This window comes from Parvimonas sp. D2, assembly GCF_035282635.1.
Classification (GTDB): domain Bacteria; phylum Bacillota; class Clostridia; order Tissierellales; family Peptoniphilaceae; genus Parvimonas.
Genome location: NZ_JAYKBO010000002.1, coordinates 309,079 through 333,027, shown reverse-complemented (window position 1 = coordinate 333,027; position 23,949 = coordinate 309,079). Strand labels below are relative to the sequence as shown.

The 23,949-nt window shown below is 25.5% G+C and carries 19 protein-coding genes; all 19 read right to left on the bottom strand.

Features of this window, described 5'->3' with window-relative positions; translation table 11 throughout:
* Positions 1-307: 307 nt before the first annotated feature.
* Positions 308-772 carry a pyridoxamine 5'-phosphate oxidase family protein gene (locus tag VJI77_RS04165; RefSeq protein ID WP_323988387.1) on the bottom strand — a complete coding sequence of 155 codons (465 nt, stop codon included), beginning with the start codon at positions 770-772 and terminating at the stop codon, positions 308-310.
* Between the two features lie 243 nt (positions 773-1,015).
* Complete coding sequence (locus VJI77_RS04160; protein ID WP_009354632.1) at positions 1,016-1,816, bottom strand: NAD(+)/NADH kinase; 801 nt, start codon at positions 1,814-1,816, stop codon at positions 1,016-1,018.
* A gap of 89 nt (positions 1,817-1,905) precedes the next feature.
* Positions 1,906-2,523, bottom strand: coding sequence for a V-type ATP synthase subunit D (locus tag VJI77_RS04155; RefSeq protein ID WP_009354515.1), 618 nt, complete (start codon positions 2,521-2,523; stop codon positions 1,906-1,908).
* A 1-nt stretch (position 2,524) separates the two neighbouring features.
* Entirely contained in the window at positions 2,525-3,895 is a 1,371-nt protein-coding gene (locus tag VJI77_RS04150; protein ID WP_029949394.1) for a V-type ATP synthase subunit B, read from the bottom strand.
* Positions 3,896-3,904: 9 nt separating this feature from the next.
* Complete coding sequence (locus VJI77_RS04145) at positions 3,905-5,680, bottom strand: V-type ATP synthase subunit A (RefSeq protein WP_293438987.1); 1,776 nt, start codon at positions 5,678-5,680, stop codon at positions 3,905-3,907.
* A 27-nt stretch (positions 5,681-5,707) separates the two neighbouring features.
* On the bottom strand, positions 5,708-6,310 hold the full coding sequence (locus tag VJI77_RS04140) for a V-type ATP synthase subunit E (protein WP_323988386.1): 603 nt from the start codon (positions 6,308-6,310) through the stop codon (positions 5,708-5,710).
* Positions 6,311-6,321: 11 nt separating this feature from the next.
* Positions 6,322-6,630, bottom strand: coding sequence for a V-type ATP synthase subunit F (locus VJI77_RS04135; RefSeq protein ID WP_004832024.1), 309 nt, complete (start codon positions 6,628-6,630; stop codon positions 6,322-6,324).
* Positions 6,631-6,639: 9 nt separating this feature from the next.
* Entirely contained in the window at positions 6,640-7,062 is a 423-nt protein-coding gene (locus tag VJI77_RS04130) for an ATP synthase subunit C (RefSeq protein ID WP_269721045.1), read from the bottom strand.
* 10 nt (positions 7,063-7,072) lie between these two features.
* Entirely contained in the window at positions 7,073-9,055 is a 1,983-nt protein-coding gene (locus tag VJI77_RS04125; protein ID WP_323988385.1) for a V-type ATP synthase subunit I, read from the bottom strand.
* 20 nt (positions 9,056-9,075) lie between these two features.
* Positions 9,076-10,116 carry a V-type ATPase subunit gene (locus VJI77_RS04120; protein ID WP_323988384.1) on the bottom strand — a complete coding sequence of 347 codons (1,041 nt, stop codon included), beginning with the start codon at positions 10,114-10,116 and terminating at the stop codon, positions 9,076-9,078.
* Entirely contained in the window at positions 10,106-10,432 is a 327-nt protein-coding gene (locus VJI77_RS04115) for a hypothetical protein (RefSeq protein ID WP_029949386.1), read from the bottom strand. Before VJI77_RS04115 ends, VJI77_RS04120 begins: the two co-directional genes overlap by 11 nt.
* A gap of 300 nt (positions 10,433-10,732) precedes the next feature.
* Positions 10,733-10,990 carry a zinc-ribbon domain-containing protein gene (locus tag VJI77_RS04110; protein ID WP_323988383.1) on the bottom strand — a complete coding sequence of 86 codons (258 nt, stop codon included), beginning with the start codon at positions 10,988-10,990 and terminating at the stop codon, positions 10,733-10,735.
* Positions 10,991-11,202: 212 nt separating this feature from the next.
* A complete protein-coding gene (locus VJI77_RS04105; RefSeq protein WP_323988382.1) occupies positions 11,203-11,682 on the bottom strand; it encodes a hypothetical protein in 480 nt (159 codons plus the stop codon).
* A gap of 37 nt (positions 11,683-11,719) precedes the next feature.
* Positions 11,720-13,432 (bottom strand): ATP-binding cassette domain-containing protein, encoded by a 1,713-nt coding sequence (locus VJI77_RS04100; RefSeq protein WP_323988389.1) that lies wholly within the window; start codon positions 13,430-13,432, stop codon positions 11,720-11,722.
* Complete coding sequence (locus tag VJI77_RS04095) at positions 13,404-15,092, bottom strand: ABC transporter ATP-binding protein (protein WP_323988381.1); 1,689 nt, start codon at positions 15,090-15,092, stop codon at positions 13,404-13,406. Before VJI77_RS04095 ends, VJI77_RS04100 begins: the two co-directional genes overlap by 29 nt.
* Positions 15,093-15,274: 182 nt before the next feature.
* Positions 15,275-19,060 carry a helicase-exonuclease AddAB subunit AddA gene (gene addA / locus VJI77_RS04090; RefSeq protein WP_323988380.1) on the bottom strand — a complete coding sequence of 1,262 codons (3,786 nt, stop codon included), beginning with the start codon at positions 19,058-19,060 and terminating at the stop codon, positions 15,275-15,277.
* Positions 19,060-22,518: a PD-(D/E)XK nuclease family protein gene (locus VJI77_RS04085; RefSeq protein ID WP_323988379.1), complete on the bottom strand. Its 3,459-nt coding sequence runs from the start codon at positions 22,516-22,518 to the stop codon at positions 19,060-19,062. The genes addA and VJI77_RS04085 overlap by 1 nt, the downstream gene beginning before the upstream one ends.
* A gap of 88 nt (positions 22,519-22,606) precedes the next feature.
* Complete coding sequence (locus VJI77_RS04080) at positions 22,607-22,918, bottom strand: hypothetical protein (RefSeq protein ID WP_323988378.1); 312 nt, start codon at positions 22,916-22,918, stop codon at positions 22,607-22,609.
* A 36-nt stretch (positions 22,919-22,954) separates the two neighbouring features.
* A complete protein-coding gene (locus tag VJI77_RS04075; RefSeq protein ID WP_323988377.1) occupies positions 22,955-23,854 on the bottom strand; it encodes a hypothetical protein in 900 nt (299 codons plus the stop codon).
* Positions 23,855-23,949 lie beyond the last annotated feature (95 nt).

Sequence of the window (23,949 nt, the reverse complement as noted above, 5' to 3'; positions counted from 1 at the left end):
AAAAGTTCGTCTGCTCTCGCTGACTTTTTTACACCTAAATTATTGTTTTTCTTTGTACTCTCAAAGTTTTTATCACTGTTTACTTTTCTTGGTTCGTGTCACTCTTGTTGCGACCTTAATATTATATCACCATTGTTTTCGTTTGTCAACACTTTTTTTATTATTTTTTATGCTTTTAAACTACTCTTTGGTATCTTCCTATCTAGTCCCTTCTTGAGTGCCTTAATATTATATCAGCCTTCCGCCTTTCAGTCAATACCTTTTTGTCATATTTTTAGTGTTTTCTTTCTTTTTTATATTATAATTATTACTTTTTTCGTCCTTTAGTAGAAATTTTATCTATAATTATTTTTAGTATATGAATTTTTTCAATATTTTTTTCAATATATTTCATTCCTGACTCTACAAAATCAGGAGAATATTTAAACAAGATTGACTGAATACCCTTATTTTTTTCCTCATCATCAACTATAGAAATTTTTCCAAATACAATTACAGACATATATTTTGTTGAAAATTGGTTTGGTAATCTCTCAACTTTATCTACCACTGTAAAAGAAATTTTAGAATTTTCTTCTATATTTTTTAATTTATGTCCACCTTGGTTTGTACAATGAATGTATATAACATCATTACAATATGCATAACTCAATGGTATTCCATAAGGTTGATTACAGCTATCAGATGTTGAAAGAATTCCATATTCTCCGTTTTTTAGTAATTCTTTTCCCTCTTCTATACTTAGTTCTCTATCCTTTCTTCTCATTTCCATAAATTTTCTCCTTCTAATTTTTTTAGATAACAAAAAAGACAAGCTTAAAATGGCTCATCTTCTCTGTTTTATATCGGAACATTATATGAAAAAGCAACTAAATAAACTCATTATTATATAATCATATAATATTTTTATTTATTTAAGCTTTATATCTAATTCCATTATAACATATTTAAAGAATATTTCAACATTTTATTTATATTAATTTTCTATAGATATAAAGTCTATTATAAGATTTTCTTATAAGAACTTATCTTTCATATTTATCCAGTACCAGTTTTCATTGAATACTAATTTATACAATTTAAACCTTGATTTTTTAAATTCAAAGTATGATACATCTGTATAGTCTTTTTCAATCCCATCGGCAACAAAACTAATTTTTTTGTGTTGATTTTCCAACGGAACTATTTTTAAAGTAGATGTATCAGGAATTACCAATGAATTTGAAATAGTCCTATAAACTTTTGAAAATATTGGAGCTAATGGTGTTAATTGAAATCCTCTTAATGATGGATGCATAATACTTCCTCCTGCAGACATATTGTAAGCAGTACTTCCTGAAGGCGTTGAGATTATTAAACCATCTCCAGCAAATGTTTCAAGATGATTATCGTCTATATAAACATCTAAATGAATTATTTCAGAACTGTTTGACTTAATAACAAAATCATTTAAACATTTATTAGAAAACACAATATCATTTGTTTTTAAATCACATTCCAATAATCTAATTTTATCAATAATATATTTTTCTTCTATATAATCATCTATAAATTTTTCTATTTTATCAAAACTAATTTCTTGAAAGAATCCAAGAGTTCCTGTATTTATTCCAACAAAAGGAACTTTAGGAAAGTCAGAATTGTGTACACCTCTTATAAAAGCTCCGTCTCCACCTATACAAATGCTAAGTTCTGCCTCTTCTCTAAATGTTTCAGAAATTTCAAAGCCTCTTTTTTCAAATAGTTCTTTTGTCTTGATAAAAGCTTCTAAGGATTTTATATTGTCATTAAAGAAAATATTAATTAATCTTTTCATAATTTCACCTTTTATTTTAATCTATTAAATTAATTTTAACACATTAAACATATATAAGCAAGAAAAAAGGAGCTTTTGCTCCTTTAATACTACACATTTTTCTTTTTCTTAATCTTTTTTAATCTATAAAAATCTTCTCTTTCTTTTTCTTCGAGAACCTCTGATATATATTTTTCAGTTTCTTCAAGATTTGGAATTTGAATTTTATCTAAAGCATTTGCTCTTTTTTGGTTCTTTTTTATTTCTATAGACAATTTATAAACTGTATTTTCAGTCTCCGCAAGTCTATATACAAGTCTTTTTATTTTTTGAAACATTTTTATAGCCTCATCAATTGCGGGGCTTGTCATATACATTCCATAATGAGGTCTTAAAGTTCCATGCTCGTATTTTACACTTGGAACATCAAGTCCCATAATGGATTTATAAGAAATTTCAAAATTTTCTGACTTATCTATTGATAAGGAAATGTCTTGCACATTCATAACTCCCATAGTTATATTTGCTTCTTCTAATGTTGAATATGCCTTTTCAAATAGTACTTTTACATCTTCTTGAATTTCTTTTGCCTTTTCAATTTGTTGCATCATTTCTTTTATTAGTACAGTTCTTTTTTTATCTATTAGATTATAGCCTACCTTAGATAATTTTAAATCCTGTTTGATTTTTAATAGATTTGACTTTGTAGGAGCAATATTTTGAATCATATTACCACCTTCCATATTTTTCTATATATTTACTTTCCAATCTGTCTAGTTCAATTTTAGGGAATAGTTTGAATAAATCCCAAGCAATATCAAGTGATTCTTCAATAGTTCTGGACTCATCAAAATCTTGACTTAAAAAGTTTTGTTCAAACTGTCTACCAAATTCCATATAAATTTTATCTATTTGTGTTAAATCATCTTCTCCAATTATTTGTGATAGCGAACGAACTTCGATAACTTTTGAATAAAGTGCAAATAATTGAGATTGTACCTGATCATGATCTTCTCTTGTATATCCATCTCCAATACCATCTTTCATAAGCCTTGATAGTGAAGGCAAAATATTTACAGGTGGATAAATATTCTTTTGAAATAATTCTCTTGATAAAACTATTTGTCCTTCAGTAATAAAACCTGTAAGGTCAGGAATTGGATGTGTTATATCATCATTAGGCATTGTTAATATAGGAATTAAAGTAATTGAACCTTTCTTTCCCTTCACCATTCCTGCTCTTTCATATAATGTAGAAAGATCTGAATACAAATATCCAGGATATCCCTTTCTACTAGGAACTTCTTCTCTTGCAGAAGAAATTTCTCTTAAGGCCTCTGCATAACTTGTAATATCAGTCATAACTACTAAGATATGCATTCCTTCTTCAAAGGCAAGATATTCTGCAGCAGTTAATGCAGTTCTAGGTGTTGAAATTCTTTCAACAATTGGTGCATCAGCAAGATTTATATATGAAACAACTCTTGATGATGCTCCTGATTCTTCAAATGCACTTTTAAAGAATTCATAATCATCATATTTAATTCCCATTCCTGCAAATACTATCGCAAATTTGTCGTCAGAATTTTTTAATTTGGATTGTCTAACTATTTGAGCCGCTAATGCATTATGTGTCAAACCATTTGATGAAAATATCGGAAGTTTTTGTCCTCTAATTAAAGTAGTAAGAGTATCAATAGCTGAAATTCCAGTTTCCAAATAATCTCTTGGATATTCTCTTGCAACTGGATTCATAGGTCTTCCATTAACATTATATTTTTTCTCTGAAATAATATAATCTCCATTGTCAATTGGTTCTCCTACACCATTAAAAGTTCTTCCTAAAATATCTTTACTAAGACAAATTTCAAGTGGAGTTCCTGTAAAAGTAACAGCAGAATTTTGTGTTGAAATTCCAGTTGTTCCCTCAAAAACTTGAGCAATTACCTTATCTCCTTGAATTCTAACAACCTTGGCTCTTCTTCTTTCACTTCCATCTATTACTATATCCATCATTTCATCATAGCTGACATTATCTACACCTTTAAGCACAATCAAAGGTCCATCTATTTTTTCTAGTTTTAAATATTGTCTTTGCATAATTATCACCTACTCTCCCTGATTTTCGTCTATCAAAGCAGTATAATAGCTATTGATTTTTGCATTTAACTTTTCAAATGCTTCATCATAGTTTTCATTTGGAATATTATATTTCATCTTAATAACTTCTTCAAATAAATCATCATTTTTTATACGAGTAAGTGCAACCTGTTGTTTTACCGCTAAAGTACAATTCATATATAAATTATCTATTACTTTTAACATTTCAAATTGTTTTTTTAAAGGAACATAGCTGTCTGTTTCATGCATTGCATTTTGTTGTAAAAATCCCTTTTTTAAAACTTTTGCAATTTCTATAACAATTCTTTGATCATTTGGTAAAACATCTTCACCAACTAATTGAACAATTTGGTTCAATTTATTATCCTCTGAAAGAAGTTCCATCATCTTTGCTCTTAATTTCAAAAGTTCAGGAGATACATTTTCATCATAATATTCTTTAATCAATGTAGTATAACCACTATAACTTGTAAGATAGTTTACAGCAGGATAGTGTCTTATATATGCTAAATTCTTATCCAAACCTATAAAAGCTGAAACAAATCTTTTAGTATTTTCAGTTACCGGTTCAGAAAAATCTCCACCTGGTGGAGAAACAGCACCAATTACTGTAATTGAACCTTCTCTTTTGGAAAGAGTTTCAACATAACCCGCTCTTTCATAAAATTGTGCAATTCTTGAAGGAAGATATGCTGGATATCCTTCTTCTGCAGGCATTTCTTCAAGTCTTCCAGAAATTTCTCTTAACGCTTCTGCCCATCTTGAAGTTGAGTCAGCCATTATTGCAACATGGTAACCCATATCTCTATAATACTCTGCAATAGTTATTCCAGTATAGATTGAAGCTTCACGAGCAGCAACTGGCATATTTGAAGTATTTGCTATTAAAATTGTTCTTTCCATAAGCGGTTTTGAAGTTCTTGGGTCAATTAACTTTGGAAATTCTTCAAGAACATCTGTCATTTCATTACCACGTTCTCCACAGCCGATATAAACTATAATATCAGCATCAGACCATTTTGCAAGTTGATGTTGAGTCATAGTTTTTCCTGTACCAAATCCACCCGGAAGTGCTGAAGTTCCTCCTTTTGCTATTGGAAAGAAAACATCAAGTACTCTTTGTCCTGTTACTAAAGGTCTTGAAATTGGCATTCTCACATCTATTGGACGCGGTATTCTTACAGGCCATTGATGATACATTTTTAAATTATGAATTTTTCCATCTTCATCTTTTATTGTTACTAAATCAGTCTCTAAATTATATTTTCCTGATGGTAAAGCTTCAATTACTTCACCACTAACAGTTGGTGGAACTAAAATTTTATGTTCTATAAAACTTGTTTCTTGAGTTGTTGCAAAAATTTCTCCTGCAGATAATTTATCACCAACTTTAACAAGCATTTCAACATCCCATTGTTTTTCTTTATCAATAGACACAAGACCTATTCCTTCTGCAATAAATTCTCCTGTCATTGAATATATTTTTTCAAGCGGTCTTTGAATACCGTCAAATATATTTCCTATAATTCCCGGACCTAATGTTACTGATAGTGGAACATTTGTACTTTCTATAGTTTCTCCAACTTTTAGTCCTTGTGTTTCTTCGTAAACTTGTATAGTTGCTACATCTTCGTCAATAGATATGATTTCTCCAATTAGCTTTTTATCTCCAACCAAAACCATATCTCTAACTTTGTAAATTCCCATACTGTCTGCTTTAACAACAGGACCATTTATATCAATTATTTTAGGTATATTATACATTACCTTTCTCCTCATTACAATTATTAACTAATTGTTTATTCCTAATTCTTTTTTCAACTTAGCTAAAATCTTTTGGTATTTTGTTGTCAACAGAAAATCTAGTGAATAATTCAATCTATATGTTTTTTCCACATTTTCTATTTCAAAACCTCCAACTTTTATATCAAGACTTTTTTCAACCTTGATATCTCCTAAGACATTTTTTACTATTTCCTTATCTCTTTCAAAACTTTTTTCATAAACATAAACAATATCATTAGAATTTATTTCTGACTTCACATTTTTTAATGTGTTTTTTAAATATTCTGCGCCTTTTTCAGTCATATATAAGGTATTTAATTCTTCTTTTAGAGCTTTAAAAAATTCATCGTAAATTTCTTTATTCGTATTTAAAATGATATCTTGTCCTTCTTTTAAAGTCTTTGAACGAATTTTATCTGTCTTATTTTCAAGTTTTGTTCTATATTCTCTCTTTAATTTTTCAATTTCTTCATATTTTTTAGCTTTATATTCTGTAATTAATCTTTCAGTTTCGGAAGCAATTTTTTTCAACTCTTCATCATACTTTTCATCAATTTCTTCATTTAGTATTCTTTTGAATGACTCTATCTTATCTTCAATTGTTATCATAAGATTTCTCCTTAAATATTAATTCCTATTGATTCGTTTATATAGTTTGTAATGAAATTTGGATCTCTTTTCAAACCTGTTCTATCCGGTATCTCAACTATAAGTGGAAAAGTATTTTTTAATTTAACTTCCATAACTTCTTCGCTAATAAGGTTAAAAATATTTTCAGTTAAAATTAAAATTCCAATTTCCTTATTATTTAGACAATCATTAAATTCTTCCAAAGCCTCTTCCCTAGTCTTTAAAACAACTCCAGTTATACCGGCTAATCTCATTCCTACAAGTGTATCTGTATTATCAGATATAAGATAACTTATCATAGAATTCTCCTAAACTCTTTGTAAAATCATAATTGAAATTATAAGTCCGTAAATAGCAATACCTTCTGCAAGTCCAAGAATAATAAGTGTTTTACCTAAAATTGAAGAATCTTCTGAAACTGCACCGATTGCTGCTGAACCTGCTTGACCAACACCAATTCCAGTACCAATTGCTGCAAGACCAGTTGATAAGGCAGCTGCTAAATATCCCATTCCACTCGCTGAACTTGATGTGCTTTGTGTAGTTTCTGCTGCAAATGCAATATCTGGAATAAGTCCCATTAAAAATAAAGCTAAAATTGAAACGACATTAATCGCTATTGCCTTTTTTAACCCTGATTTTGTAGTTTTCTTTCCTTTTCTTAAATAAGATATACCTGTTAAAATAGTTGTTCCTATTCCTAATGTTATTAATAATAAAGTAATTTTCATATTTTCCCTCCTAAATTTCTTCTTTTAATTCTACTCTTAATGGTTCATAATTTATTCCTTCGCCATTAAAATATTTACTGAATAATTCATAATATTCCAATCTTATTGCTTGAATGAAAACTATTAGTCCTTCAAGACAAACAATAAATATATTTCCTAAAACAATCATAAATATATTTCCAATACTTGAACCCAGCATTTGTCCTAAAGCATGAAATGCCATAAAAAGTCCGACGTGGTTAATCGCAAAAGCTCCAACTCTAATAAAAGAAAGAGTATTTGAAAAGAATCCCATAACAGTTTCAAACATTTCAAAACCACTTTCAACAGGAGAAAATTCTTCCTTTTCTTCTGTCTTACTAATTATCGGAACCAGTTTTGGCTTCATAAACATCAATGTTGAAGTTACAACCAAAACTACAACACTTACTATTGTAATCATTGAAGATACATTTACACTTACATAATTTTTTAACAAAACAGTATTTAAAACAATTACTATAAATGAGATATAGAATAAAAATCCTGATAATCCATTTTTATCAAAAAATAATTTTCCAAATTCTTTTCTCATCTTTAAGTTTCTAAAGTTGATAATATATGCAATTAATATCATTAAAATACCAAGTCCAATTGTTGCGACAAGTATTGTGTTAATATCATTCATCGGCCTTATAACCAATGCAGGAATTAACTCTTCAATTCCAAAAACACTTCCATATACAAATCCGAAAAACATTGATGAAAGTCCAATTCTTTGAATAATTTTAGCAATAACACCAAATTTTTTAGATAATAACATTCCTGCTATTACAAAAATTAAACCCTGTCCTACATCTCCAAACATCATTCCGAATAAAAGTAAATATGTTATTGCAAAAAATGGTGTAGGATCCGTTTCCTTATAATCTGGAATTGAATACATCTTTACCAATGCTTCAAAAGGTCTTAAAATAAAATTATTTTTTAACTTTGTTGGTATCTTAAATTTTGAAGGAATTTCATTATCATCTTCAAAATATATCAAAGCACTTTCTGAAACTTTTTCTACTGAATTCTTTATACTTTCAACTTTAGATTCAGGAACAAAAGCACTTAATAAAATAAAATTTTTGCTTTCTGCAATATGTCCTTCAAGTTCCTCAATCTTTTCAATAATTTTATATCTGTAATAGAAACCTAAAATATCTTGCAAATATTTATCCTTAAATTCAGCTTTTTCCTTTAAAATTTCATCTTGTTCTCTTTCTAAACTTTCCAATTCAGCATTTTTATTCTTTATAAAATCCTTAAAAGAAATATCTACATTAGGAAGTTCAATTCTATCAAAGGACAAAGAACGAATAAAATATTTTGTATCTTTTGCATAAACGGAAGGAGTAAAGATTATCACAGTTTCCCCATAGCTACTAGTTCCTAAATGCACAACTATTCCCTTAATATTTTCATAATTTGCCTTTAATTTTATCCAAGAATTTTTTGAAATTTCTCCCATATCAAAATTAATATGTTTTAAATTGTAAAACTCAGATATTTTCATATCACTATCAGAAAAATATTCAACAGCATTTAATAATATTTTAATTTCTGCTCTCTTTTTTCTATTCTCATCTTCCCTAGTCTTTATTGAAGAAGATTTCAAAGATATATCATCTAATAATTTAAGTTTTTCACTATAATTTAAATTCTTTAAATCATTTAAAGTAACATCATCTTCTTTAATGTTAAAGAAATCAAACATCTGATCTAAAAGTTCTTTATATTTTCTCTTTTTAAAAACTTTTTCTCTATGATATGGTCTTATTTTATCAACAGCAACACCCATATCATTAAAAATTCCTATTTGAGAATCCATATACTTCATTGTGAAATTTTCTGAATTTCCTGCATTTGTAATATGAATCGAGCCATTCAAAACAATTTCTCTAAGAATACTGTGTGCATCCTGTTTTAAAGCAACGAGATTCATCATTTTCATTTTTTCAACAGCCAATTTAGCACCCCCTAACTAAATCAATGAATATTTATTAAATATTCTTTTACTTCACTTTTACTTAGTTTATACTTATTTGCTTCTGCTATTCTAATTAAATTTTCATTTTGAATATTCAGCTGAATAATAAACTTAAGTAAAGTTGAAATCGAATTATCATAGTCTTTAAGTTTCTTTAAATGGCTAAGATAAACATATTCTTTGATATTTCTATTCGAAACAATAGTATTTCCATTTGCATCTTCAAGAGTATGTCTTAATTTAGTTTTCTTTATTTTCTCAATAATAGCCTCAACGCTATCACTATATACCAAGTCCTTTAAAAAATCACCTGTAATGTATTTACCGTATCGTAAACTATAACTGTAAATCTCTTCATTCGGTAAATCATAATATTTTTTAGCTCTGATTATCCATTGAAGATTTATTGTATCTATTAAAGTAGAAAAATAATCATTAAAAATTGCTTGACTTGATTTTGATAATTTATCTATAGCATTTTTCATAGTTAAAAAATACAAACTGTCCAATTTCATTTCAACATGAAAATGCAATCTAAATATATCTTCATCAGTTAGAGAAGCAATTGCCTTTTTGTAAATTGTACCTTTCAATACATCTAGAGCCTGATTAAAATTTTCACAATTTACAAGTTTAGAATAATCAATATGCTTATTTTTCTTATACATTATTGTATCTCTTTCCAAGTCTATCTTTTCATTTTCAACAATACTTCTAAGAATTATTTTTATATCTTTAAATTCATACTTCATAAGCATAGCTTCTATAATCTTTTTATCATCACCAAAAAGGAAAAACTTTAATTTTTCAAGCAATTCTGCCTCAATCTTATTAATCATAAATTCTGTATCATATCTATTTCTCATAGATTTTTCTTCATACATAGGAATTTCATATTTATATAATATATTATTCTTTAAATAATCCACAATCTCATGCCTTTGTTCAAAAGATAAAATTTTATCATAATCGGACTGATTCAAAATTCCTTTTCTTAAAACTCCAATTTTTGCATTAATTGAATGAAAATTATTCCCCATAAAACTCACCGCTTTCTAAAAGAGAATCAGCAAAATTTTTAATCAAGATTTCTTTTTTATCTTCAAAAACACTCTTTATTGCTTCAGATTTTTCATTATATTCAACAAGCTTATTTTTATCTTCATTTTCTATTGAAGATAGATGTAATTTAAGATTTTCTTGTTCTTCTTCCAAAACTTTGTTATACTCGTCATCTATAACTTTCATCTTATCTTTTCTATCTTTAAGTAGCTTTTGTTTCTCAACTTCTAATCTTTGTTGATAATCCTCAGCACCCTTATCAATATCAAATATATTTTTTATAAAACTTTCCATAAATGCCTCCTTTCTAAAAATATTAAATTTTTAAAAATTTCTCCAAAACAAAAGCGCATTCGTAAAAATGCACTTCCAAATTTGCGATAAAAAATTTCAAAATTGTTCACGGAATGACAAGTTCAATTATTGTAAACAATTTTGAAATTTTATTATCTAGTGTAATATTTTAATTTACAATAAGTTCATATATAATAAACTTAATCTTGCCTTAACCAACAATTTTCAATATAAAAATTTTAATTGTTCAATCAGTTATTATTTACCCTATATATTTAAAATATATTTTTTAGCATAAAGCTACTTATCATATAATTTTACTAATGGCATTATTTTATCAGAATTTTTATCATCTATATTAATTCCCCATCCACAAACTGGACAGGCTAAAAACTTCTTTGATGAAAATGGAAAAATTGGAATAAAAAATAGTGTAAACCATCTTTTATCATTATAAAGTGTCCATATTGATGTATTATTACAATGATCACAATAACACTCTTCTTTTGTTTCTCCTATTTTTTTACTTCTTACTTTTGAACCATAAAAAATTATCATTTTTCCTCCTAAATACTATAATTTATATTTAGTAATATACCCATCAAAAAATTAAATAAGATTATATTTAAATCAGATTGTCAAAATTACAATCTATTTAAAATATATTTTTCAAGAATTATTTTCATCACCCTTGAAAACATATATATTATACACCTATGTTTTTATAAAATCAAGAACTCAAATCACAAAATTATAAGATTTTTTAAAAATTAATTTCTCTGTTTTAACTTAATATAATTACTGTCTTCTTTGTAATTTTTGCAAAATTTTTCATATAATTTAATCAAACTTTTTTCAAAAATATCTTTTCTCTTATAATTCAACAAATAATATTTATTTTTAAGATTAAAATCAATCCTTGAAGTTTTTGAATAAACAAAAAGAAATATTTCATTTCCATTAAATTCTGTTTCTACAGAAGGAGAAGATTTTTCTGTGTCTTCCATTGTATTTTTAAATCTAAATTTAAAATCAGAAATTAAATTAAAAAATTCTTTTTTATCCTCATCAGACTCTAAATTTGCAGTATATCCACTTCCATCAAAATATACTTTAACCACTTTATTATTTATAATCTCATTTTTTAAAGAATGTAATTCATATCTATACCTTAAAAATATGGATAAAAATACTATACATATTAGAGCCAAAATTATTGATATGGTTTTAAAAAATTTCTTATTTTTCATAAATGAAACTTCTCCTTTAAAGTATATAAGATATTAATTATAAATAATTTTGCTTTTGTGCATCCCACATTTTCTTATAATAATCACAATTTTTTAATAAATTGTTATGAGTATTATAAGCTAAAATTTCTCCATCATCTAATATTATAATCTTATCTACAAATTTTATACTACCTAATCTATGAGTTATAATTACACCTGTTTTGCCAGATAAAATTTTTTTGAAAATATTGTAAATATCTTTTTCAAAAATAGGGTCTATTTCTGCTGTTGGTTCATCTAAAACTAAAAAATCGCTATCTTTGTAAATTCCTCTACATATAGCAAGTTTTTGCCACTGTCCTCCCGACAGCTCTAGTCCGCCTATTTCTTTTCCTAATAGTTTTTTGTAATATTCATTTTTAAATCCCATTGATTTCATAATAGAAAAAGAATCTTCACTAGATTCACTGCCTAACTCGATATTATTTCTAACATCTAAAGGATATTTGCAAAAATCTTGAAAAACAACTGAATTTTTTGAAATTAATCTAGTACCTCCAGACTCATTAGACTTATATAATCCAAGTAAAATCTTTGCTAAAGTGCTTTTTCCAGAACCATTTTTACCTACTATAGCAATAATCTCTCCTTTATTTATCTTCAAATTTATATTCTTTAAACAATAATTTTTAGCATTTGGATATTTAAAATTCAAATTAGATAATTCCACAGAATCATCATTATACAAGCTTTCTTTGTCAAATTCTAAGCTCATAAATTCAAAGTATGGTACAGATAATTTAGAGAACATCATAATATATCCTTGTAGTGAAAAAATTTCTTCAATAAATTTTGAAATTATATTTACACCCACTATAACGATAATCAAATTACCGATATCATTGGTATTTATATAATCGAATGTAGCCAGTAGATATATTGATATTTTTCCTAAATATATTAATAATTTCGAAATTAATTCTATGATATATATCTTCTTATTCAAAATAGAAAACTTCTTATTGTGTTCATTAAATACCTTATTTAATTTTTTTAAAACAAAATCTAAAGTATTATATATTTTAAATTCTGCATAAGTTGAATCTTCTAAAATACAATTCTCAATCTCTTTTTCTCTTCTTTCATATAAGTTCAAGTCTAAACGATATTTAGTAATGTATCTTCCTTTAAAATAATTTTCTAAAATTAAAGGAAATAATATTAGTATTAAAAAAAATAGATATTTTATATTAATAAAAATAATAAAATTTGAAATTAATACAATATTCAAAATTAAACCAAAGTATGAAATAACAGTCTCTACAAGTCTAAATATATTTGTGCTACAAACTGTTGCTTCATGAATTTTTTCATTTATATTATTTTTTTCATAGTCTATAATTTCAATTTCAGAGCACTTTTTTTGAATTTTTGTTTTTAAAATTTTTTCAAAATTTGGAATTAAGATATATTGTATATAGTATCTATCAAAGTAAATTTTCTTTATAGCTATTATAAATAAAAATGTAACATATGGAAGAAATGAAAACACAATATTCTTAAAAAAAATATTAAAATCCTCATTTTTAAAAATAACTATCCCTTTAAAAAATTCTCTAGTATAAATCATACCAAACATATAAGTCAAAGCGGTTATTATTGTAACTAATATCATAATAAATAACTCTTTTCTATATGTACTATAAAATAGATTAATACACCTAGATATCATCTTTATATTAGTCAAAAATTGATTTTTGAATTTCATACATTTCAAAATATTTTCCTCCATAAGAAATTAATTCATTATGTGTTCCCGATTCAATCAAATTTCCATCTTCAATCAATAAAATTATATCAGTATATTTAACAATTCCAAGTCTATGAGAAATAAATATATTTAAGCTTCCAGAAATTTTATCTTGTATATTTTTATAATATTCTAATTCTAAAAAAGGATCTAAATTAGAAGTAGGTTCATCAAAAATAAAAACTTTTGATTTTCTCAAAAAAACTCTATTAAAAAATATATTTTTCCACTGACCCCCTGAAAGATTAACATTATTCTTGTAATTAATACTGGTGTATGAATCTATTCCATCATTAAAATTTTCAACAAATTCAACAATGCTCTTATCTATGTCTAAATCTCCTTTTTGAGATTCTTCTAAATTTATATTTTCAAAAATAGTAAATGGATACTTTTTAGGATGTTGAAAAAGTACAGAAAATATTTTTGACTTCTGTTCTAATGATATATCATTTATATCAACACCACCTATTCTTATATTACCTTTTTCAACTCTATACAATCCTAATAGCAACTTAATTAAAGTGCTCTTTCCTGAACCATTTCTACCTAAAATTGAATAATTCTTTCCAAACTCAAAGGTAAATGAAAAATTCTTAATTATATATTCATCTGAATTAGGATATCTAAAGAAAACTCTATCAAATTCTATATTATAATTACTTAATTTTACATCTTTTTTTACTAATTTTTTCTTTGTAATAAATTCGTGATATAAATTAATACCATTTGTAAAATTAAAATAATCTGATATTTTATTTAACTCAGTACCAATTATTTCAGTTATTATAATTAATCCACTATTTAACAAGTAAAAATAGGAAATATTAATGCTTCCCAAATTATATAAATATAAACTCGCTATCACCATAGATAATATAATAAAATAATTTGAAACTTCACATAAAAAATCAAATTTCAGGCGATTTCTGGCATCTTTTAAATTTTCATCAATAGCATCGTCATACTTATGTAAAAATATCTTATTATAAAAATTAAAAACATTAAATATTTTTCTTTCATTGGAATGTTCTTTATCTATCAATATATTATTTATTATATTGTGTTCCTTACAATTTTCCATATATTTAATCCAAATATCTTTAGACGCTTTTAATTGATTATTTTTTAAATACAAAATAAAAGTAATTACGAATAAATAAGCTATAAACATATATACATTAATATAAAAAATAATAAGCAACACAAAAAGAGCTAAAAACAAATTTATAAGAGTTTTGTAGCAATCTTTAGAAATTTTTATATAATTTTCAATATAATTATTTATTACAAATATTTTATTCTTAAAATTTACACTTTCAAATTCTTTAAGCTCAATATTTTCAAAAGATTTTAACATATTTAATTTTAGTACTTTTTTATGTTTTTCTCCATGCTTTTCCAAACTGTAATTTACAAAAATATTAAAAAATTCTCCGAAAATAAAAAACAATAAAATATATAATAAAACGATTATATCTTCTTTTCTCTTTATTGTTATAATTAATGGAAATATTGAAATTAAAATTAATCTGTCTAGTGATACAATCAAAGAAGCAAATATAACAATTATTTTTTTATTGATGCAATTCTTAAAAACTTGAATGAATGACTTCATTAATTCCCCCAACTCCCTACTTATATTATTTCCATATAATTATACCTAAATAAAATGTTTTAATGATTTTATCAATTATATAATTCATTTTCCTGAATTTAATATAATTTTACATATTTCTCATATATAATCATATTTTATCTCATTAAAAAATCAAAGTCAAGTTTTGACTTTGATTTTTGCTAAATTTCAACAAATTCATTTATTCCAAATAGATATAATCCCTTTTTAGCGACTTTTTTTCCGGAAATATCTTCAATTGCAGATTTATATAAATCCAATTGTACTTTGTATCTTACCTTTATTTCTTCAAGATTTTCTTTTGTTACATAATCCGTCTTATAATCCAACAAAATTATTTCTCCGTTTTCATTTTCAAAGAAAAGGTCAATTATTCCAACTACCATAATTTTTTCGTCTTCTTCAATATTTTCATCTTTAAATAGATTTTTCAATTTTATATTATAGTCAATGGCTTTTTCTTTAAATAGTTTTTCGGATTTGTTTGCAATGTAAATTTCCTTAAAAATATCCGACTGAATAAATTTTACAATCCAATTAATATTTATCGCATCTATTTCGTCCAAGCTCATAATATTTTTTTCAACGAATGAATTTATTTGCAATTTTATTTCTTCTCTTATTTTTGAAACATCTTCTGTATCAAATTTTGAAAAGTCTAGAAGTTGCATAGCCAAATGGAAAATAGTTCCTTTTTCTGCAGAATTAAATCCGACTTTTTCCTCACCTTGATGAATAAATGACGGAGTTTTTAAAACAAAATTTTCTTTATAATATTTTTGATGTTTTTCTTCATCTTCTTCCTGAATCATCTTTTTAATTTCAGAAACAGTAATACTTGATGGCTTGTTTAAAACATTTTTATAAACATATTCTTTGTTAAATCTATCTTCCAAAAATTGTTTAACAGTTCGCATTTCTTGTTTAACTTCAATATCGTCTTTGTCAGAAATAATTTCATTTGTTTTAATTTCTTCTTTAATTCTTTGATATTCTATAAATTCCTCTGTTTTAGTATTTACATTTAATTGAAATTTCAAGTCTTCATTTCCTAAAAAGTTTTCTTCTCTCCCCAAACAATTCAAACTCTTTCCATAAACACTAAGATTATCAATAGAACTTAATATCCAATCAAGATAATTATTTATTTTTAGAATTTTATAATTACTTATATTGCCTCTTTCATCAATTCCGGAGCTTATTTCTTCTTTTAAATTTTCATAATCTTTTACTCTTCCCGTTATTATAAGTTTTTCCTTTGCTCTTGTCATTGCGACATAAAGAAGTCTCATTTCTTCAGCAATTTGTTCATTCTTTTTAAATTTTTCAATTTTTTTCTTCATAATACTGTTAAAAGAAGTTTTTTTATCCATATCATAAACAACTGCACCAAAACCAAGTTTTTGATGCAAAACTAAATTGCTGTCATCAGCTCTAAAATTAAATTTCTTATTCGTATTTGCGAGAAATACGATAGGAAATTCCAAGCCCTTGCTCTTATGAATACTCATAATTTTAACTACATTTGCATCTTCAGAAATTAATTTTGCCTCAGAAACATCACTTTTTAAACTGATTTTTTGAATATAATTTACAAAATTGAATAATCCCTTATAAGAATTTTTTTCATAATTTTTCGCTTTTTCGAAAAGTAACATTAGATTAGTTTTTCTCTGCTCTCCCATATCCAAAAGTCCGACATAATTGTAGTATCCTGTATATTTATATAAAAACCATATTAATTCATCTGCTGAAACTAAAGATTTTTTTTGTATAAATAATTTTAAATCGGAAATAAATTTTGAAATTTTTTCCTTTAGATTTACTCTAATTTCAATATCTTCATCTTCTAGTATTTTTATTAAAAGCTCATAAAATTTAAGTTCTCTATCTACAAGTCTTATTTGGCTTAATTCTGTTGATGTAAAATTATAAATTGGAGAATACATTATTGAAATTAAAGGAATATCCTGCATAGGATTATCTATAATTTTAAGCAAATTAATTATTGTATCAACTTCGAAAGTATCAAAATACCCTCCCGTACTCTCTGCATAAATCGGAATATTATATTCTAAAAATACTTCTTCTAAAATTTTTGTATTACTACTCGGAGAACGCATCAAAATAACAATATCTTTGTAATCAACTTTCCTATAATCATCCAAATTTTTATCATAAACTTTAAAAGAATTTTCTTTATTGTTCATCATATTGTAGATTGTATTTGCAATTTTTATACATTCAAGTTTAAAAGATTTCATCTCTTCAAAATCTTCCGAATATTCATCGGTTAAAATTATCTCGTCTTCGTCCTCATCATCAGATTTTTCATCAACTAAAAGAATTTCAACTGCACCACCGACATTTTCATCACTTTCTTTAAAACTTGCCATAGGATTTAATCTTTCATCAACAGTATAATCAAGTTCTCCTGTTTCTTTTTTCATTATTTTTGAAAAAACCAGATTTGTTCCCTCAAGAATTTCCTTTCGGCTTCTAAAATTAGCATAGAGCATTATCTTTCTATTAAAACTTTCAATATCTTCATCTACTCTATAATAATTTTCATATTTTTCCATAAAAATACTCGGATCTGCCTGTCTAAATCTATAAATACTCTGCTTAACATCTCCAACCATAAATCTGTTATTTTCTTTTGCAACTGCTGATAAAAGAATTTCTTGAACTAGGTTACTGTCTTGATATTCGTCAATAAAAACTTCAGAATATTTTTCTTGATATTCTAAAGCAGTTTTTGACGGTTTAGTATTTCCATCTTCATCAATATCTACAAGTATCTCTAATGCCAAATGTTCAATATCGGCAAAATCTACATAATTAAATTTTTGTTTTCTCTCCCAAAACTTCTCCTTAAATTTAATTACAACATCGGAAATAGAACGAACATAAGGATAGATTAAATCACTTTCTTTTTTTATATTTTCTAAATCTAAATTTAAAGCTCCTAGTGATTCTGCAATCTCCAACTTTATACTATCCAATTCTTTTTTAACTTTATTGTATATCTCTTTTACTTCTTCATCACATTTTGAAATTCTAAAACTTCCAAAGTTTGAATTTAAAAATTCATAAGATGATTTTTTAAGCTCATCAAATTTTGTATTATCCTTCAAAAAGTCTTTTAAACTTTCCTTTACAACAGATAAAGCATCCAACAAAGTATTATAAATATCTATATATTTTTCAAGTTCAGGATAATTTTCTATTTTTTTCAAATTATTTTTAATACTAAGTTCAAAAAATTCCAAATCCATATCTACATCTTTTGCTATATACAAGATGTAATTTTCTAAATAAAAATCATCATCCTTTGTACTCGTATTAAAAAATTCTGCCTTTTCATTTAGCCAAATTTTTGGAAAAGGATGAGAATTCACAAAATTATTTACATTCAATAAAAGTTGTAAAAGTCCTTCATCCGTATTTTTCTTGGCATACCAGTCAACTAATCTCAAAAAGCTCTCATCATTATTTTCATAAAGCCCTTCAAATAATTCTTCCATAACTTCTTTAGCTAAAACTTCATTTTCGCTAGGATCTATAACTTTTATATTGCTGTCCAAATTTACCAAATGAGCATAAGAAATCAAAACATCTTTACAAAAAGAGTCAATAGTTGTGATGTCAGCACCGCTAAGGAGCAGTAATTGTTTTTGAAGATGTTCATTTTCCAGATTTTCTTCAAGTTTTTTTTCAATAGCCTTACTTACTCTTTCTCTCATTTCAGATGCAGCCAATTTTGTAAATGTTACGACAAGTAATTTGCTGATATCAATCGGATTTTTTTCATCTAAAACAAGCTCTATAATTCTTTCGATAAGTACGGCTGTTTTTCCCGAACCCGCTGCTGCAGATACAAGTAAATTCGTATTTCTACTTTCAATTACCTGTCTTTGCTCTTTAGTCCACTTTACTTCACTCACTATCTCTCACCTCTTTTCTCTTTATTTTCCAAATCCATTTTTTCAAAAACCTCATTCGGTTTATCTTTAGTCAATAAATTCTTAATATTATTATATTTATTATGCTTAATATCAAATCTGCAAATGGATTTATATTTACAATAATCACAAGGCTTTTTATTTTTATATCTGAAAGGCTTTATATCAATATTCCCTGCATAAATTTCTTCACAGATATCCTTAGTCTTATTTAAAACAAATTCATTTACAATTTCAAATTCATCAGTAGTCAATCCCAATGTACTTGCTCCGATTTCTTGCCCTTTTGACTTTAATTTAATAGGTAATATTTCAGAAGTCAAATTATCCGCATCCAATGTCCTATCCAAATTCTTCAAAAGTTCCATATCCTTTATAACAAATCCTGTAAGTTTATTTTTCTTAAGTTTTTCACTATGATAACTTTCGTCGTTCATATCAAGCATTTTGGAATAAGTTTCAAATCCGACAAAATTTGTTGTAAAATCACTATAAAATAGTCCTGCAGGTTTATATCTTTCTTTATTGGAAGATAAAATTGCATTCATATAGACAAAAAGTTGTAGTTGTAGTCCTGCATAGACTTGATTTAAGTCAATATCTCTTTTTGAAGATTTATAATCAATAATTCTTAAAAAGTCAAAATTTTCTCCTTTAAAAACATCAATTCTGTCAATCTTACCAGCTAATTTAATTTCTTTCCCATTCTTTAAAGTATAAGTGATAGGTTTTATTGACTTATCTCCAAATTCTGTTTCAAAACCTGTTGGAACAAAGTTTCCACGTCTTACTTGTTCAGCCATAATTTCTATGCTTTCAACAATATTTTTATGTGTAATAGTTGAAAAATATTTATATTTTGGAGAGCTTTCAAGAATAAAATTAGACTTTTCAGCCATTTTTGCCGTTAATTTTTCTACTTCCCTTTGGATGAATTCTCTATCAATTGTACTCCAATCAATATTATTTTCAAAAACTCCCTTAAAAAAGTCGTCAAAAATCTTATGGCAATAAGTTCCATAATCTGCAGGAGAAAAGTCATAGACTTCTCTTTCCTTTGCTCTAAGTCCATAGTTTATAAAATATGAAAAAGGACAACGCATAAAGTTTTCAAGTTTTGAAATACTTACATTTCCACTTTCATAAAGAAATGAAGTATAATCTTTGATATTTTCAGCTTCTTTTTTGTAATTTAATTTATCCTTTAAAATTTCAATTTTATATTTATAATCTTCATCCTCAATCAAGAAATCAATTATTTCTCTAAAATTGAATTTATCATTTTCGCTCAATTTATTTGAATTTAAAGCCTCAATATTGGAAACTAAGATTTGATATAATCTCTCTTTAGAAAAAGTTTCAAAAATATCCGTAATAGAAAAATCTTTTAAATAATCTATGCTTCCAACTTCCAAATTTTCAAAAATGAATTTAATTTTTTTCACAAATCTTGAAACTAAAAGGCTCTTTCCCTCTAAATCTGAAATTGGAAAAGTTATATACAATTTTTCTTTAGCAATACTGAAAGTTTTATAACTTAAAAATTGTTCATCAGTAGTTTTTAGTAAATTGTTATTAGAAAAATTAAAGCCTAAAGTTTTTAAACTTTCTTTTTCATTTTCACTGATTAAGTCATTATCCACTATGTTTTTCGGGAAGTTTCCATCATTAACTCCCAATACAAAAGCTATTTTTGTAGAAGGTTTTTTCATCCTGTCAACAGTTGTAATAAAGACTTCATCCTTTGAAGGTGGAACAATTCCAAGCTCAATATTTTCAAGTTCAGTCTTAATTAAATTTATAAATTTTGAGTAGGCAATCTTCTCCTCTCCCATAAATTCAACAATTTCATCTAAAACAGCTGTAAAACTTCCCCAAACTTGAGAATACTCTTTCGCCTTATATAAATTTCCTTCATTTTGAAAATTAGTTACAAGTTCATTAATTCTATCAAAAAGTCCAATTTCCAAAGTGAACTCATATAAATATTTACAAATATCCTTTACGGTATTTCTACCTTTTAACTTTTCATGCAAGTTTTTTATAGGAGAAGTAACAATATTTTTTATCTCATTTATCTTTACAAGTGTTTCATCATCACTTTCTTCTTCAATACTATGAACGATGGACCTGTTCCAAGATTCGTCAAACCAACGATTACCTTTTATACCATTTGCAATTACATAATTTTCCAAAAGGAAAATATCCTCATCCGGAATCCCTGTAAGTCCGCTCTTCAAATATCTAAAAACAGAATCATAGGAATAATTTTTATCCTTCATATCCAAAATGGATAAAATTAAAATAATAATTGGATTTTCCATAATTGAAATCTTTTCGTCCAAGAAATAATCAATATTGTAATCGTCAAAAACTCTTTCAATAATATAAGAATATTCGTCTAAACTTCTCATACATAGAGTTATATCATTATATCTATAGCCTTTAGTTTTAACTAATTTTGATATTTCCTCTGCAACAAAAGAAACTTCATCATATATATTTTTAAATTTTAAAAGTCTAATATTTTCAGAATCTTTAGAATATGGTTTTGGAGAAAAAGTACCAATATTTTTTTCCAAAAAAGATAAATCTTTAGAATTATAGTAGCTTTCATTTGAAAGTGAAATATTTTCAAGCAATGGAATATTATAATTTTCACAAATATTTTTAATATTCAAGATTGTTGAATTACTTCTTAAAAACATATTCATTTTTGAATGTAAATTTTTAAAATCAGTTAAAAGAGAAAAATAAATATTTTTTGAAAAATAGATTAACTTTTCAATTACCAAGTATTGAGCAGGTGTAAAGTCCATATATTCGTCAACAAAAATAGTTGCTCCTTTGATACTTTCAAAATCATCAAGTTTTTCGGCAAAAATATTCAAAGTATCTTCAGTATCAGAGTATTTTTTATCAATCAAATTTTCATAAGATTTATAAATATTATATAAATCTTGCATTTTAAATTTCAAAGACTCATTTTTAACATTTTCTGTAAGTGAAAAAACATCTGAAACTGAAAAATCATTTTGTTTAAACTCTATTATCATATCCATAATATTGTTTACAAAACCCATTTTAAAATCATCGGATTTAAAAGTAATCAAATCCTTTGAAACCAAGTCCATAGCTTTAAAAGTTAAAAGACTTCTAGCACTTGTCGTAAGTCTTCTCTCCTTAAGTCCACCGACATTGGTAAAAACAATTTTACTTAAAGTTGAAAAACTTACAACTCTAATTCTAAAATTAGGATCAATATTTTTTTTATTTTCAAGCTTTTCACTTAATCTTTTTTCCATTTCATATGTAAATTTTTCCGGAACTAAAATATAAATAGGCTTTTTATCTTCTCTTTTAGCCTCTTCAAAACAAAGCTCTAAAATCTTATCAGTCCTATCTGCTCCAAATCTTCCTGTTATAAATCCAACTGCCACAATAATTACCTCTTTCAATCTGATATGAATATTTTATCATATTTTGATATAACAAAAAAGAGTTACCACTTAAGTAACTCTTTGTAAACTATTCTTTTCTATAAACTGAAAAAATTTTTGATTTTGATCCATCTTCATTTTCAATTTGCAAATCATATCTAGTATATACTTTCCCATTTGTATCCTTAACTTTCTTATGATAAACAACTACCAATTTTTTATCTTTTACATCTTTATTAGCATTATCTACATATTCTTTAATAGTCTTTTCTTTTTCTAATATTACAGATTCTGTTTTTGAAATTTCTTTATCCACTTCAACCTTAAAATGATTATAAAAAAGTATTAAAACTAAAAACAAAAATAGTATTAATACCAACTTAAAAGGTTTATTTTTCATAATTTGTCTCCTTTAAATTTTTTTATCTTTACAATATTATTTTCCTACATATTTTTCTTCATATAGAAAAATTCTAGATTTTTTTCCATTAAAAGAAACTTCTATTTCATAACGATTATAAAATTTACCATCTTGATGAATAAATTCAGTTTTAATTACTTTCAATTTTTCCCCAGTTTTATTTTCTCTATACTTTAAATATCTATCTATTCCAAATTTTGAAAGAGCATCATCAACTTTTATATCAAATTTTTTGTTCTCAACTTTTGTAACTTTAAATTTATTATCTTTAACGATTATTTCGTAACCATCTAATATTTTTGCACCTTTATATTTTTTATATAAATGGTAAATTGTTTTTCCGTCAACATCTTCTTTATCTTCTATATATGAATTGACATCAAAACTTCTATTATTTTCCCTTATTTGTTTATAAACATCTGAAATATTTGTAAAATCACCCTCAAGAGCAAAAAAATCTTTTTTCCCATATTTTTCAAATAACTTATTTAAAGACTCTTCTTTTAAATACCTTCCTCCAACAGAAAAATCCTTTAACATAAATCTAAAATAATAATCATAGCATTCATAAGCATTTACATAATAACTATCTGTAGAAATTTCTACTCTAGGTAAGCATTTATAAGGTGCAAAATAAATTCTTTCACTTTTATTAGAAAAATCAGTTATCAGGTCAATAATTTCTTTTTTTTCTTCAATAGTATCTATTTTGTATTCTATTTCATCAACCATAAATACTAATTTTTTACCATACAAAAATTCTTGTTTGAACATATGAACATTATACATAAAATATAGACTTAATATAAGCTTAAAAATTAAATATATCAATATTATTTTAATAATTTTTTTAAAACTCTTATGATATAATCTATTTTCTAAACTAAAATCTAAAGTTAAATTATTCTTTTTCATAAATATCAATTCCCATCTTTGAATTATTTATTATATGTTCTGTAGAATACAAAGTATAAAATTTCTATACTCTATATTGATAATGTATAACACCA

What these genes read in the sequence shown, in the direction of transcription:
- VJI77_RS04165 (WP_323988387.1), bottom strand. Translation starts at nt 772, where the DNA reads ATGGAAATGAGAAGAAAGGATAGAGAACTAAGTATAGAAGAGGGAAAA.
- VJI77_RS04160 (WP_009354632.1), bottom strand. Translation starts at nt 1,816, where the DNA reads ATGAAAAGATTAATTAATATTTTCTTTAATGACAATATAAAATCCTTA.
- VJI77_RS04155 (WP_009354515.1), bottom strand. Translation starts at nt 2,523, where the DNA reads ATGATTCAAAATATTGCTCCTACAAAGTCAAATCTATTAAAAATCAAA.
- VJI77_RS04150 (WP_029949394.1), bottom strand. Translation starts at nt 3,895, where the DNA reads ATGCAAAGACAATATTTAAAACTAGAAAAAATAGATGGACCTTTGATT.
- VJI77_RS04145 (WP_293438987.1), bottom strand. Translation starts at nt 5,680, where the DNA reads ATGTATAATATACCTAAAATAATTGATATAAATGGTCCTGTTGTTAAA.
- VJI77_RS04140 (WP_323988386.1), bottom strand. Translation starts at nt 6,310, where the DNA reads ATGATAACAATTGAAGATAAGATAGAGTCATTCAAAAGAATACTAAAT.
- VJI77_RS04135 (WP_004832024.1), bottom strand. Translation starts at nt 6,630, where the DNA reads ATGATAAGTTATCTTATATCTGATAATACAGATACACTTGTAGGAATG.
- VJI77_RS04130 (WP_269721045.1), bottom strand. Translation starts at nt 7,062, where the DNA reads ATGAAAATTACTTTATTATTAATAACATTAGGAATAGGAACAACTATT.
- VJI77_RS04120 (WP_323988384.1), bottom strand. Translation starts at nt 10,116, where the DNA reads ATGGGGAATAATTTTCATTCAATTAATGCAAAAATTGGAGTTTTAAGA.
- VJI77_RS04115 (WP_029949386.1), bottom strand. Translation starts at nt 10,432, where the DNA reads ATGGAAAGTTTTATAAAAAATATATTTGATATTGATAAGGGTGCTGAG.
- VJI77_RS04110 (WP_323988383.1), bottom strand. Translation starts at nt 10,990, where the DNA reads ATGATAATTTTTTATGGTTCAAAAGTAAGAAGTAAAAAAATAGGAGAA.
- VJI77_RS04105 (WP_323988382.1), bottom strand. Translation starts at nt 11,682, where the DNA reads ATGAAAAATAAGAAATTTTTTAAAACCATATCAATAATTTTGGCTCTA.
- VJI77_RS04100 (WP_323988389.1), bottom strand. Translation starts at nt 13,432, where the DNA reads ATGAAATTCAAAAATCAATTTTTGACTAATATAAAGATGATATCTAGG.
- VJI77_RS04095 (WP_323988381.1), bottom strand. Translation starts at nt 15,092, where the DNA reads ATGAAGTCATTCATTCAAGTTTTTAAGAATTGCATCAATAAAAAAATA.
- VJI77_RS04080 (WP_323988378.1), bottom strand. Translation starts at nt 22,918, where the DNA reads ATGAAAAATAAACCTTTTAAGTTGGTATTAATACTATTTTTGTTTTTA.
- VJI77_RS04075 (WP_323988377.1), bottom strand. Translation starts at nt 23,854, where the DNA reads ATGAAAAAGAATAATTTAACTTTAGATTTTAGTTTAGAAAATAGATTA.